Here is a 12104-nt window from a genome sequence, read left to right as displayed (position 1 = left end):
GACAATGCGCACATTTGGGCTACATTTTTCAAAAGGAGAAAAAATATGTCTGCCAACGCCGTTGTTCGTGCCAGAATTGATCCTGCCATCAGGGATGAAGCCAGTGCCATCCTTGCGGATTGGGGGCTTACTGTTTCTGATGCATTGCGTATGACGTTGACGAGAATTGCTCGAGAAAAGCGCCTTCCTTTCAGTGAGGAAATCCCCAACGCACTGACCCGTGAAACCATAGAGAAAGCGGAACGGGGAGAGGAAATATTTCACGCCAAGGATGCGGAAGACCTTTTCAGGCAGTTGGGAATATAAGTGCGTAATTCCACTTTTACCGCTCAATTTCGCCGTGATTTGAGAAAGGTGGAACATCGCGGCTACGATATGCAAAAGCTGAAAACGATAATTATGCTTTTGCTTAATGAGGAACAACTGCCCGAGCGTTGTCGTGATCATGCCCTCAAAGGTGAGTGGAAACCATACCGGGAGTTGCATATAGAACCGGATTGGCTTCTTGTGTATAAAGTAAGCGGGAACGATTGCGTTTTTTACCGCACCGGCACTCATGCCGACCTTTTTTCGTTGTAGCAGTCGCATAGCCGCCCCCTACTGTTGCGCGCCGACCATGCGCGTGTAGAGGTCATCCATTTCCTTGCCCGTCGTGCCTTCCATGCATGTGAGATAGTCCAGTGAGGCGATGACGGTCAGCCTGTTCAGCAAGTCCGTATTCTTGCGCGTCAGTTCCAGTTGAAACGCCTGCATGATGACCAGCTCCCGCAAGAGGCCGGCATCCGTTGCGGAGGCGATTTGCGCGAACCAGTTGGGATTGCCCACGCGCATCTGCGAGAGCAGTTTGTACAGCCCTGCTTCCGAGAGCCTGCCGTTCACAATGCCGGGCGGCGTGCCGCTCCCGCCCGCTTCCGACCACTGATTTTCCGCCCAGGCCGTCACGTCATCCGGCAAGGTGGGCGCGTGATAGACCACATGGTTGTTCAGTGATTCCATGACCGCAGCCACCCGCTCCTCATGGATTTTTCGCGCCGCCGCGTAGGTCTGCCCGGCGGGCGTGTTCTTCTGTTCCTCCGTCACCACCGGCAGCGGGCGGGGATTGCCGAGCGTCTTTATGACTTCATGCGCCTGCGCCACCTGATCTTCGGTCAACGTGGTCTGAAGCGGAAACAGAGCCGCCAGAGTCTCCTTTTCCGTAGGCTGATCATCCGCCAGCACACGCTGGAGAAATTCCACCGGCTTCTTGGGCGTATGGGCATGTTCAAGCTGCTTTTCACGCATGGCGGCGTGGATTTCCTGGCCGGCCTGAGCGCCGAGCTGGATGCCCGCGCCCAGGGAACTGCTCCCGCACAGTCCGGCAGGTTGCGCGGCCTTGCCGTACATGTCCTCTGTTTTCATGGCCTCGCCCGCCACGGCCTGCCCCTTGAGGGCGGCGGCATTGCTCTCCTTGAGCGCGACCAGCGCCCGCACAATGGTGGCGGATTCCGCTTTCAGCGTGCCGATGATGTTTTGCGCGGCCAGCAGGATTTCCGAGCGGATGGCCTGCGCTTCCGCCGCCGTGTGCGCGTTGACCGCCTGAATGGTTTCGGACTTCGCTGCCGTGACAATGGCTCTGACGGAACCGCAGCCGCAGCCTCCGGCCCAGGCCGAAACCGGCAGCAGGACAAGGGCCAGGGCAAAAAAGAGCTTTTTCATTGTTCCCCCGCTATTTCATGGGCAATTTCCAGAATGACGTTGACGACTTCCTCATCGGCGTCGCTCTGGTCTTCGACCTTGCGCCTGCGGCGTTCCACTTCGGCCTTGGCCGAACCGCCCGGAAAACGCGCAGCCAGCCGCCGCAAGGCTTCGGACGGCCCCAGGCGCTGATAGAGATTGTTGCGGATAGCCACGTCTTCCGTGGAAGTTCATGGCGTTGAGGAAAACGGACTTTCCCCCGCCCATCGGCGCGACACCCAAATCAATCCACGCGGCCTGTTCCGAGGAGTTCGGCGCGAACGGCATGATTTTGCCGTCCTGAGTGCGGAACAAAAGACTGCCTTCCCGCCACGGAGAAGCCGAACGCAAGGGCCACATGCCGATGGCGTCCTGAAGCGGCGCGGCCGTAATCGGGGCCGGACTGGACGGCATCAGGCCGGGCAGGGTCGCGGTAAAACCGAGCAGCGGATCGCCGAGTGCTTCCGTCACATCGCACGTTCCCCAGCCCTGAACCGCCTTGGAGAGTTCCGCGACACGACGCCTGAGCAGAAGATGAGCTTCCTGCTCGTTTTCCCGCACACAGGCCCAGGTGCAGAGGCAGATACGGAATTTTACGCAGCATACGCCTTCCAAATCCAGCGCGCGCAAGTTTTCCACGGCACGATCCGGCATGTTTCCAGAGCGCAGTAGCGTTGCAGGGCATGACCCCAATCCTCCAGCAGCGGGCCGATGTGCAGGCCGAGGTTTTTGGCCGTCAGGCGCGACGGCTCAAGAAGCCCGGCAATCCGTTCCCCGCTGCTTTCCGGGTCATATTCAAAGACGACTTGCAGGACATGGCCCGGTTTGGACAGCGTTGATTGCAGCTTTTCCGTCAAACCGGCAATAATGCCCGCGTATTCCTTCTCGCCGACATGAACCAGGGAGCCTTCCAGCCGCATGAGACTGATGAGACTGCCGTCATCGGCCACCAGAACGCCGTTGTCCACGGTTTCCAGTCTGCAATAGCTGTGAACCGGCGCGGCAAACGCTTCAGACAGGGCACGGACGCCGCGATCCACGCCGTTGACCAGCATATCAAGCATCAGGAATCCCTTTTCAGCACCACTTGTTGAATGACTACGCCGCGCGGCGTCTTTGCCGTGGACGCGCGGCGGACAAGGACAGTTGCAAGAAGTTTTTGCGTGCTTTCCACTCCCTGGCTGGATTCGTAGGAAACAATCAGGGGAAACTCGATTTTCCATGTGGCCCTGCCGCCCACCAGACCGGAAGCGATGATGACCGGCGCGCGCGTGGCGACAGCGGACGCGGAAAGCCGTTTGTCCCGGATCATGTCCAGGATGCCGGAACCTTGCAGGGAAGCGAGGAAGGATTTGAACGCCTCGTCCTCAAAGTGTGGCCTGATGCTTTCCAGCTTTTCCCGCCATTCCAGAAAGTTGAGCGACATGGCTCCGGTAATGGCGCTTGAGACCCAGGTCAGCAGCCCCTCCTGCGTCAGCAGCGGCTGATCCAGCGGAACCATCGGCGCGAGCCGCAAGTCCGGCGTGGCCGCGAAGTAGCGCGGCTTCGGCTGGTTCAGGAGCAGCAGCGCCGAGAGGGAAACGCTCAGGCAGAGCGCCGCGACCAGACACAGCGAGAGCTTCATGGAACGGCGAAACTGCGTCCTGTACCAGTCCAGACCGCCGATGACGGCGGCGGCATCCGGGGCGGGCGGTTCCGCATGAATGGCGTTCATGCCCTGTTCCGGCTCCTGCGGCTTCGGGGCGTCTTTTCGTTTGTTGAAGATGCTCATTTCATCGCCTCACGCCTACAGGCCGAGTTCATCCATGCCGGAGGTCTGGTCAGAGCCGAAAAGGGTGGCGGAACCGGAGCCGAGGAGTTCTCCCAGGCCGAGCGCCAGAGCGCCGATGATCACTTTGGTCAGGCCGCCCGCATAGGTGCTTTGCCCCTGATTTTTCACAGCTTTATACATGTCCACGGTTCCCCACGCGGCCATGCCCACTCCGGCGGTATAGCCCGCCATCGTGATGCCCCTGGCGACCCCCTTGGAGTTGTCGGCGATGTTCTGGCCGATTTCCCCGAAGGTCACGGCGGCCTGCACGATTTCGGGCGCAAACAGCCAGACGGAGGCCATGCCCATGAAAGCGGCGGTGAGGCGGATGGAAGATATGGAAAAGGTATTCTTGTCGATGTCCATGGTTTTTCTCCATTAGCCAAGGAGCCTGGCTATATATGTTTGCACATCGCCTCCTATGGTGGCTCCGATGCCGCGCAGGAAGGCGACGAGATTGACGGCGAGTATTCCGCCGAAAAGATGGACGATGCCCCGACTGAGGTTCGCGGGTTGATTGGGCGTGTCGCGCATGAGACACAGCCCCCGCGCAATGCCGATCAACCCGACTGTGGCAATGGCGTACACCGCAAACTGGATGTAAACGGAACCGGGCGAAGACGGCGGGCTGTAGCTCAATGACTGCTCGGAACTTTGATTGAAAACCGTCATGGAGAGGGAATCCATGAGCGCGGGCAGGTTCAGGAGCAGTACGGCGCAGACGAACGTCCAGACCGCTGTGGAGCGGTTGAAGCGGTGTTTGTGACTGATGGCCTGCCCCAGTGAAATCACGGCAAAGACAAGCCCTGCCAGATAGGCCAGCCGGACAAGCACCGGCCACCATTGCTGCACATGCGGGATGACATTGGCGACGTAATTGTCCATGTCGTTACCTGCTGCGTTCGTTTTCTGCGGCATTCTTTCGTTGTTCTCTCTTGAGGATGCCACAGGTTTTGATCCGGAATTTCTTGCATCGCGTATGAACCTGAGTGTGTGACAGGCCAAGGAGCGATGCTATTTGCGCCTGAGTCATGCCTTGTGCGGCCAATATGGCTACATTGCCCACTGATGCCGCAAATTTCAGTTTTTCAATATGTTTCAGGTCATATTCGGCATTTTTGTATTTCATTTTGTATTCAAGCAGTTCACTATTTTCTTTCTGAAGATACAGAAGTTCAGCAGCCTGCCTTACATTGACATTTTTCATCTCCATGATTTCATCAGATGTTATGAATTGAAGCTCTGTATACATACGCTTCCATTTGTCGCTTTGCGTTGCGAGAAACGACAAAAGGATAAATACGCCTGCAATTCCCAATAAAATGGGAAACATGTTCTGGTCGGTAATAATGAAGTAGCAGTCAGCTGGCATAACGATTCACTTTTCCTTTTTGACGTTGACGACGAGGACGCCTACGGGCGTTCCGCTTGCCAGCCGGACGGTCGGCGGACGGTCAAAGCCCTTTTCAAAGATTTTCCCGGCCTTTTCGCCCACCTTTCCGGCGGCTATCCATGCCTGATCGCTGAGACTATATTCGTTCCAGACCATTTGATCCGTAGCGTCATTGCCGTAGCCGTAGATGGTGCTTTGCGCGCCGCTGTACCGCTTGGCGCTGCCCAGTCCCTCAAGAAAGGCGGACGCGATAAGGCCACCCCAGCGGCTGAAGAAATGGGTATTCACGGAACTGGCGACCGAGGCTTCCGAAGTGGACGGGTCAACGGCGTAGGCTTCAAGCTGGACGGTTTCGCCGGAGGGCAGAACCGCGCGATTGAAGGCCAGGACAAGGCGTTCGTCATGCCGCTGGAAGCCGCCCATCAGCCGCGCGTTGCGGTATGCGCCGGAGGTGACTGTGGCCAGCACGGCGGACGGCACATCCGAGTTCACGCTCACATCCATGATGGCATAGAGCAGATCGCCCGGCTTGAGCGTTACGGATTCTGGCGTGTTCGCGGGCGGTGCTGTTTCCTGTATTGCCGCAACAGGCGTGGCCGCCGGAGCTTCTTCGGAGAACTCGCGCAGATAGACAATCTTGCCTTCGCCCACGGCAACGGCGGACAGTTTGGTGTCCAGGGCGTCCAAATCCTCCATCATTCGCTTGAGCATGGCGTTGTCCGTTGCCTGAGTACGGACAGGAGTAGTACGCACCGGCACGACAGGCGGCGGGGCCGGGCGCGTGTCTTCCTTCTTCACGACCACGGGCCTCCGCTGTCCCACAGGCGTGGGCACAAAACTTTCGCCTTTCTGAAGCGCGGCATCGGCTTGCCGGGCATCATGCTTTTTGAGCTTGTCGTTGTATTCATCAGAGCCTTCGCCGCCCGCCCGTCCCGTAATGGATTCGGATCGCGCTGAAACCAGCCTGGCGCTGGAAGACGGCTTTTCCGGCGTGAAGACCACAAAGGCGGCAAAAACAACCACAACCGCAAGCGCCGTCCCCAACAGGCCGAACATGATAACGCGGCGCTTTTTTTCCGTGCTGGTGAGGTTCATGTTTACCCCTTACTGACCGCTGCTCAGGACAAAAGTCTGAATCTGACCGTTGACGGAGAGCATGATGCGCGTTGTGGCAGGCGTCTCGTAGCAGCGGGTATTGCCCGCGCCGCTGACTACCGCGCTCCAGGCTGGCCACATCAGGGAGTTGCTTGTCCTGATGTAGTGCTTGCCGTTGTATTTCCAGATGCCGACTTTTTCAGATCGCGGTTCCATGCGAATCCGCACAGCTCCCTCCGGCGGAACCCGGTCAAGAAAGGCCAGCATGGAGGAATCCGTCGTTTCCCTGATGTCCTTGAGGACGGGAACACTGGCCTTCGGGCCGTGATGGGCAAGCCGGAACAGGACAAGCGCGTCCGCCTTGCGCTCCGGCGAGCGCACGGAATCCGACTCCAGCCTGATGACCAGCGGCATGTCCCGGCCTTCCAGCGTCACCACAATAGTGGACGTGGCGTAGCCCTGTGTGGGCATGACATTGAGCAGATTCCCATCAGGCAAGTCGGGCCGCAGCACCTGAAAGGAGGAAGGCCCACCGTTGGTTACGGATGTAATGGGCCAGGGCTGCCCCGTGGAATCATGGAACACCAGCGAAGTGGCAATATTGGCCGTGGTGAATATCGGTACAGGCGAATGACCCGGCTCAAGAGATACGCTTACCGTGCGCGTGTTCAGATCAGGGGACACCGGCAGGAGAGCGCGTTCACGCTGAGCCGACCGCTCGCGGTATTCCTGAATCTGCCCCTGATCCAGCGGCATCATCTGCCGCAAGGATTCTTCAAACAGGGCTTGCGCGTCCTCTTTCTTTTCCCCAGGTGCGGAGTTTGGCGCTCCGAGTTCCGGCTGTCCGAGAACAACGGTTTGCTGATTCGTTGCGGGCGGCGTAGGCTCACTGGCCAGGGCGGGTTGCCCGGAGAGTGCCGCCAGCACCAGAAGACACACTGTTTTTTTCACGACAAATCCTTTATGCGTGAGCGATTGCGGTGCACTCGGGTTGTTCCCCTCCGGGGAAAAAGCGCGGGACAGACAGGTTCCTCAAAATGTCTCCCACCGAACGGCGGGGAGTTCCGGCTTCGCGCCGGGCGTTCAGCGGCTGATGTTTCGTGAGGAAATTCGGCGTCTGACGACGGCGTTTGAACTCGTTCAGAAACTCGACAATGCCGAGGGGATTGTCTGGTGGAACATCGGCTGCCGAGGGCGCACGATTCTGGGAATGCAAGTACTGCCAGATGCCAAACGGCATGGCATCATTGGCTATGGGCGGGAACTCCGCCGCAAAGGCATCGAACAAGGGCCGCAGTCGCGCTCTTTTTGCTTTCTGCTGTTCCTTCAGGCGCTGTTCCCGCTCTTCGAGGGCACGAAGAGCTTGAAGTGTAGACTGATCTTGTGCCGCCTCGGCCAGCTCCGCAGGAGGAAATGGATCAAGCCAGCGTTGTCCGCGCAGCCAGTTGCCCATTTGTGGCACAAAGCGTCCCTGCTCGCGTTGCCAGCTTTTTGAGTTCGCGAATCGCCGTATCGCGGCATGAAGTTCCGGGAGCGCCGGAAGCTGGCCGCTTCGCAGAAGTGTAAGCCAGGCCATTCGGGCGAAGCCCTTGGCCTCCTTTTTGGGGTACAAGGCCCAGGTATTTTCAAAATCACGCAAGGGAGAAGACACACCCCCCGCCGCAGGCGCTCCGAGCGTGCGGCGGACAGGACTTGCCGCCATTTCTCCCCACGCATGGGGGGAAAGGGGGGAGTTTCTTTCTTTTCGTTGTTTGTTAAGATTGGTTAAGTAGCCAGATTTTGCCTCATGACAGCCAGATTCTGACTGCTTGTGGGCAAGTTTTGTCTCTTGTTTTTCGACAAGTTCCTCAGGCCGCAAGAGATAATAAACGGAAGAACGGTATTGCTCACGCCTGATGGAAATGAGCTTTTCTCTGACAAGTTCGCCAAGGTAATTTTTGATGCTGCTGATGCTGCATGACAGGCGTTTGGCAAGTGTAGCCTGAGACGGCCAGCAATGGTCTTTTTCGGCGGCATAATCGCATAAGATCGCGTACATGGCCTTTGCTCCAAACGTGATCGGTTTTTGCAAGACAAACAAAGGTAGAATCGGGCCGTGAATCTTTCCTTTTGGCGAAAAAGTTTTCATTTTTTTCTCTTTGCCCAGGAAAAAGACAAAAACAGCAGATTCGTTGTTGACAACGAGGAACCTTCCGGCTATCGTTGTTCTCACGTCACATGCGTAAGAACATCAGTTCTGCAATGAAGCCGTTGAGTTGCCGCTCAGCGGCTTTTTTTGGCTTTCTCTGGACGGCCTTTTCCCCAGAGAGGATCATGGGGAGAGTTGACGATGATGGCCTGAACGTGGGCATCACGATCACCGCAGGCGGGCACCTGGAAGGCACGCCGTCCCAAGACAGCGGAGCTTGAGCGGAGGAGACCGGCTATGTGGGAGTTTCTGAAAGGAAGGAGGACGGAGAGGTATGCCGTATATGAAAAAAACTCCGCCCGACCATGCCGCGAGACACATGGCCGGGAGGAGTTCATTGCGGATAAAAAACGCGCTCAAATCCCAAAAAATTTTATTTTTTTGGGATTTTTTTCTGATTTCAATAACTATCAGTAACTTATGGTGAAAATGAAGAAGAAGGCAAAAAAATGGATAAGAAAATGGATAATCAACCGGGGGATCTCCAGGGCATGAAACGTCAGAGTCAGGCTCCGGGATTTTCCTATATCTATATGAAATTAAAGAAAATGTATCGTGAGGGCACTCCAGGGATTTATATGTGAGTGACTTTGAAATTGCTCTGGCGGCCGCGGGAGCGGACGCCCGCGCCGAATGAGCGTCCAGACCGCGTTGCGGTAGCCGTTAGCAAGCTTTGCTTGCTTACGGATAGCGACAGCGGTTGCGTTGGCTGGCTGCCGCAGTAACCAGTTGCTGTCTTCATCCGTAGCTTCCTTCGTCGCAACGGCTGAAGCCTGGACGCGAAATGATGGCGGCGCCGCTTTTGAAATTGAATAATTTCAAAAGCAAAATGCTCTAAAGTGAGCTTTGGCAGGTTTTTTGCTTGGATGTCGGAGCGGTCTACTCGAAGTTGCGGATGCGCAGTTCCGGGGACTTGAGATTTTTGCCATTGCTGCAGGTAGTTGGCTATGGTCTAGACCAGTGTTTTGGCTGACAAAGGATATTTGTCAGCGGATATCACACATACCGCAAGGTCACTGTTGACCTTGCAACGCCGCCGGACGTAAAAAGGCGGCTTTGCATGGCTTAATGGGGGCTGACCCTAGTCCAGCGTGATAACGGCGGGCTTGAGGTGGGCAAACTCCTGTCGGATTTCCTTCAGGTGGCTGCCTGTGATGCGCATGCTTTTTTTCTCCTGTGATTGACGGGGAGTGTTCCCGATCTTGTCTTTTGCCTTTGGCGGTCAGGCGGCACGCTTGCCCACGGGTTTACGCGGCGCGCGGACTGGGCTATGCTGGCGTAAATGCCTTCAGCAAACATTCCCTCATCCGGCCGCCGGGATCGCCCGCATGCGGCACAACGCGCGGCCCGGGCCGCCGGAGAACTTGCATGAGCACGACCTGCCGTTACGCTGCCACTGCTTCCGCCGCCATCAACCCGCAGAGCCTGCGGGGCATGGTTACCACGCCTCATTACCTGGCCTCACAGGCCGGGCTGGACATCCTGCGCCGGGGCGGCACAGCCGTGGACGCGGCCATTGCCGCGGCTGCTGTGCTCTCCGTGGTCTATCCGCACATGTGCGGCCTTGGCGGCGACAATTTCTGGCTGATTTACGACGCGGCCAAGGGCGAGCTCAAGGCCCTCAACGGCAGCGGCCGGGCCGCTGCGGCCGCCACGCCGAAGGCCTATGCCCTGCGGGGCTTCAAAGCCGTGCCCCAGCGCGGCTATATGGCCGTGAACACCGTGCCCGGCGCGGTTTCCGGCTGGGGCGAGGCCTTTGCGCTGAGCAAAGCCTCCCTGGGCTCGCCCCTGACCTGGGCGCAACTGCTTGACGCGGCCCAAGGCTACGCCCAAGACGGTTTTGCGGTCAGCGCGTCCCTGGCTTACTGGCTGGCCCTGGATACCAGCAACCAGGGGCCGGGGCGCAGCCTGCATCAGTTCACCGCCTTCAACGAGATTTTCTGCAGGGAAGACGGCCGCGCCTATGCCTGCGGCGAGGTGCTGCGGCAGGAGAATCTGGCCCGCACGCTGGCGCGTCTGGCGCAAAACGGGCCCGACGAATTTTACCACGGCGCCACGGCCCGCGGCATTGCGGACTCCATGATGCTGCACGGCGGCCTGCTCACGGTGGGCGATCTGGCCGATCACCATGCCGACTGGCAAGACCCGCTGCGCGTGCCGTACCGCGACTATGAGGCCTGCACGCCGCCGCCCAACTGCCAGGGCCTGACCACGCTGGAAATATTGAATATCCTCAATCAGATGGATGTGCGCGCCCTGGGCGAAGGCAGCGCCGACTACTATCATCTGCTGGTGGAAGCCACGGCCGCGGCCGCGGCGGATCGCGACCGTTATCTTGGCGACCCGGACTTTACGCATATCCCGACGGATCGCCTGCTCTCGCCCGCATACGGGCGCGAACTGGCCGCGCGCATCAGCCCGGAACGCAGCGCCGGGCCTCTGCCGCCCCTTGCGCCCGGCGGGGACACGGTCTGGGTGGGCGTGACAGACGCGGCAGGCAATGCGGTTTCCATGCTCCAGAGCATTTACCATGAATTCGGATCGGGCATGGTGGCCGGCGAGACGGGCATTCTGCTGCAGAACCGGGGTTGCGCCTTTTCCCTGGACCCGGCGCAGGTTAATTGCCTGCAGCCGGGCAAGCGCGTTGCGCACACCCTGAGCCCGGCCATGCTGCTGAAAAACGGCACGCCGCGACTGATTTACGGCAGCATGGGCGGCCAGGGCCAGCCGCAGACCCTGGCCGCGCTGACCACCCGGATTGTGGATTTCGGCCTGACGCCGCAGGAGGCGGTCAATGCCCCGCGCTGGCTGCTGGGCCGGAGTTGGGGCGCGCCGTCCAATGATCTCAAGCTGGAGCGGCGCATCCCGGAGAGCGTGGCCCAAAGCCTGCGTGAGCGCGGGCATGTGGTGCGCTCTGTGGAAGACTACAGCGAGGCGATGGGCCATGCCGGAGCCATTCTGCGCCACGAGAGCGGCGTGCTTCAGGGCGCCGCGGATCTGCGGGGGGACGGGTTGGCGGCCGCGCAGTAAGTATTTTCAGAAGAGACGCCATGCCCACAAAGCTCCGAGAGCTGCAGCGCCGCGATCCCGGCGCGCAGGCGTGACGAATCGCGCGCCGGCCGCGCAAGGCTCTCAGCAGCAGCCCTGCCCGTCCAGGCCGCAGGCCGCGCCTTGCGCCGCCTGGTCGCTCGTGCCCGCCAGAGCGGCGGTCAGCGCCTTCTTTACCGTGGCATAGGGCGCATAGCCGCGGGCCAGCAGCAGCCGCTTTTGGCCCTGCTCCAAAAAAAGCGTGGGATAGAGGCGCAATTCGCCCATCAGCGCGGCGGCTTCCTCTGCCTCGCAGCGGGCCTGCTCTTGCGTGGCGTCCTGGGCCAGAGCCTGATCAAAGTCCGCGGCGCGCACATTCCAGCGCGCCGCCAGCGCATGCTGCACGGAACGGGAAAGCACATCCTCGCCCCGGCCGTAGAGAGACTCCTGAAAAGCTTCCATCTGCTGTAGAGCCTGACCCGGCGCAAGGCGCTTCAGGGCCGCCAGAGGCACGGAGATTGCCGGGGAGTGCAGGCAGAGGTCCGGCCTGCGTTCCAAAAGGCGCAAAAACGCGCTCACTGGCCTGCCCGTGGTTTTTTCCAGGCGGATAAAAAAATCCCGCAAGCTGGGAGAATCTTCCTGCAGTTGCGCGAGGCTCACAGGTTCGGGCACAAGGTTCCCGCCAAGCACGCGCACCGGAAGATCCGGGTGCTCCGCGCACAGGCGCTCGAGCACAGGCCCGAAACCATAGCACCACGGGCAGAATACATCCGAGAGATACAAAAAATTCGCCATGCCGTTTTCCTCCCGCGCCATGCGCAGCAGCCGAGAGTATACGCCCAATGCCGGGAACTTGAAAGGGAGATCCCCGGCATGCC

At 59.2% G+C, this 12104-nt stretch carries 15 protein-coding genes; 4 read left to right on the top strand and 11 right to left on the bottom strand.

Annotated elements, in window-relative coordinates:
• The first annotated feature begins 45 nt into the window (after window positions 1–45).
• Both G7Y51_RS04750 and G7Y51_RS04745 read left to right on the top strand, forming a co-directional pair.
• Window positions 46–306, top strand: a complete 261-nt coding sequence (locus tag G7Y51_RS04750; RefSeq protein WP_165175233.1) for a type II toxin-antitoxin system RelB/DinJ family antitoxin — start codon at window positions 46–48, stop codon at window positions 304–306.
• Window positions 307–579: a type II toxin-antitoxin system YafQ family toxin gene (locus G7Y51_RS04745; protein WP_165175232.1), complete on the top strand. Its 273-nt coding sequence runs from the start codon at window positions 307–309 to the stop codon at window positions 577–579. It abuts the gene before it with no gap.
• An 18-nt stretch (window positions 580–597) separates the two neighbouring features.
• On the opposite strand, the gene G7Y51_RS04740 is transcribed toward G7Y51_RS04745, so the two are convergent.
• The 10 genes from G7Y51_RS04740 to G7Y51_RS04695 all read right to left on the bottom strand — a co-directional run bounded on the left by G7Y51_RS04740 (window position 598) and on the right by G7Y51_RS04695 (window position 8223).
• A complete protein-coding gene (locus G7Y51_RS04740; RefSeq protein WP_165175231.1) occupies window positions 598–1695 on the bottom strand; it encodes a hypothetical protein in 1098 nt (365 codons plus the stop codon).
• Entirely contained in the window at window positions 1692–1889 is a 198-nt protein-coding gene (locus G7Y51_RS04735) for a hypothetical protein (RefSeq protein ID WP_165175230.1), read from the bottom strand. Before G7Y51_RS04735 ends, G7Y51_RS04740 begins: the two co-directional genes overlap by 4 nt.
• Window positions 1890–2306: 417 nt before the next feature.
• On the bottom strand, window positions 2307–2777 hold the full coding sequence (locus G7Y51_RS04730; protein ID WP_165175229.1) for a hypothetical protein: 471 nt from the start codon (window positions 2775–2777) through the stop codon (window positions 2307–2309).
• Complete coding sequence (locus tag G7Y51_RS04725) at window positions 2777–3484, bottom strand: DotI/IcmL/TraM family protein (RefSeq protein WP_165175228.1); 708 nt, start codon at window positions 3482–3484, stop codon at window positions 2777–2779. Before G7Y51_RS04725 ends, G7Y51_RS04730 begins: the two co-directional genes overlap by 1 nt.
• Before the next feature lie 15 nt (window positions 3485–3499).
• Window positions 3500–3889 (bottom strand): hypothetical protein, encoded by a 390-nt coding sequence (locus G7Y51_RS04720; RefSeq protein ID WP_165175227.1) that lies wholly within the window; start codon window positions 3887–3889, stop codon window positions 3500–3502.
• A 12-nt stretch (window positions 3890–3901) separates the two neighbouring features.
• A complete protein-coding gene (locus tag G7Y51_RS04715) occupies window positions 3902–4408 on the bottom strand; it encodes a hypothetical protein (protein ID WP_165175226.1) in 507 nt (168 codons plus the stop codon).
• A gap of 4 nt (window positions 4409–4412) precedes the next feature.
• On the bottom strand, window positions 4413–4895 hold the full coding sequence (locus G7Y51_RS04710) for a hypothetical protein (protein ID WP_165175225.1): 483 nt from the start codon (window positions 4893–4895) through the stop codon (window positions 4413–4415).
• Window positions 4896–4901: 6 nt separating this feature from the next.
• Window positions 4902–6011 carry a DotG/IcmE/VirB10 family protein gene (locus G7Y51_RS04705; RefSeq protein ID WP_165175224.1) on the bottom strand — a complete coding sequence of 370 codons (1110 nt, stop codon included), beginning with the start codon at window positions 6009–6011 and terminating at the stop codon, window positions 4902–4904.
• Between the two features lie 9 nt (window positions 6012–6020).
• Window positions 6021–6962, bottom strand: coding sequence for a DotH/IcmK family type IV secretion protein (locus tag G7Y51_RS04700; RefSeq protein WP_165175223.1), 942 nt, complete (start codon window positions 6960–6962; stop codon window positions 6021–6023).
• Window positions 6963–6972: 10 nt separating this feature from the next.
• Entirely contained in the window at window positions 6973–8223 is a 1251-nt protein-coding gene (locus G7Y51_RS04695) for a helix-turn-helix domain-containing protein (protein WP_165175222.1), read from the bottom strand.
• A gap of 425 nt (window positions 8224–8648) precedes the next feature.
• Here G7Y51_RS04695 and G7Y51_RS13875 point away from each other — a divergent pair, with 425 nt between their 5' ends.
• Together G7Y51_RS13875 and ggt are read left to right on the top strand one after the other, a co-directional pair.
• Window positions 8649–8783 carry a hypothetical protein gene (locus G7Y51_RS13875; RefSeq protein ID WP_277424681.1) on the top strand — a complete coding sequence of 45 codons (135 nt, stop codon included), beginning with the start codon at window positions 8649–8651 and terminating at the stop codon, window positions 8781–8783.
• A gap of 784 nt (window positions 8784–9567) precedes the next feature.
• Window positions 9568–11229, top strand: coding sequence for a gamma-glutamyltransferase (gene ggt, locus G7Y51_RS04685; protein ID WP_165175220.1), 1662 nt, complete (start codon window positions 9568–9570; stop codon window positions 11227–11229).
• A gap of 102 nt (window positions 11230–11331) precedes the next feature.
• On the opposite strand, the gene G7Y51_RS04680 is transcribed toward ggt, so the two are convergent.
• The gene (locus G7Y51_RS04680; RefSeq protein ID WP_165175219.1) at window positions 11332–12021 is read right to left on the bottom strand and encodes a DsbA family protein; all 690 of its coding nucleotides are present in this window, start codon (window positions 12019–12021) and stop codon (window positions 11332–11334) included.
• Window positions 12022–12104 lie beyond the last annotated feature (83 nt).

Origin of the sequence: Desulfovibrio sp. ZJ369, from assembly GCF_011039085.1 — a bacterium.
Taxonomy (GTDB): domain Bacteria; phylum Desulfobacterota; class Desulfovibrionia; order Desulfovibrionales; family Desulfovibrionaceae; genus Desulfovibrio.
Note: the sequence above shows the minus strand (reverse complement) of the source record. Positions and strands in the feature narration are given on the sequence as shown.

What these genes read in the sequence shown, in the direction of transcription:
- G7Y51_RS04750 (WP_165175233.1), top strand. Translation starts at nt 46, where the DNA reads ATGTCTGCCAACGCCGTTGTTCGTGCCAGAATTGATCCTGCCATCAGG.
- G7Y51_RS04715 (WP_165175226.1), bottom strand. Translation starts at nt 4,408, where the DNA reads ATGGACAATTACGTCGCCAATGTCATCCCGCATGTGCAGCAATGGTGG.
- G7Y51_RS04680 (WP_165175219.1), bottom strand. Translation starts at nt 12,021, where the DNA reads ATGGCGAATTTTTTGTATCTCTCGGATGTATTCTGCCCGTGGTGCTAT.
- G7Y51_RS04720 (WP_165175227.1), bottom strand. Translation starts at nt 3,889, where the DNA reads ATGGACATCGACAAGAATACCTTTTCCATATCTTCCATCCGCCTCACC.
- G7Y51_RS13875 (WP_277424681.1), top strand. Translation starts at nt 8,649, where the DNA reads ATGGATAAGAAAATGGATAATCAACCGGGGGATCTCCAGGGCATGAAA.
- G7Y51_RS04725 (WP_165175228.1), bottom strand. Translation starts at nt 3,484, where the DNA reads ATGAGCATCTTCAACAAACGAAAAGACGCCCCGAAGCCGCAGGAGCCG.
- G7Y51_RS04740 (WP_165175231.1), bottom strand. Translation starts at nt 1,695, where the DNA reads ATGAAAAAGCTCTTTTTTGCCCTGGCCCTTGTCCTGCTGCCGGTTTCG.
- G7Y51_RS04705 (WP_165175224.1), bottom strand. Translation starts at nt 6,011, where the DNA reads ATGAACCTCACCAGCACGGAAAAAAAGCGCCGCGTTATCATGTTCGGC.
- ggt (WP_165175220.1), top strand. Translation starts at nt 9,568, where the DNA reads ATGAGCACGACCTGCCGTTACGCTGCCACTGCTTCCGCCGCCATCAAC.
- G7Y51_RS04710 (WP_165175225.1), bottom strand. Translation starts at nt 4,895, where the DNA reads ATGCCAGCTGACTGCTACTTCATTATTACCGACCAGAACATGTTTCCC.
- G7Y51_RS04730 (WP_165175229.1), bottom strand. Translation starts at nt 2,777, where the DNA reads ATGCTTGATATGCTGGTCAACGGCGTGGATCGCGGCGTCCGTGCCCTG.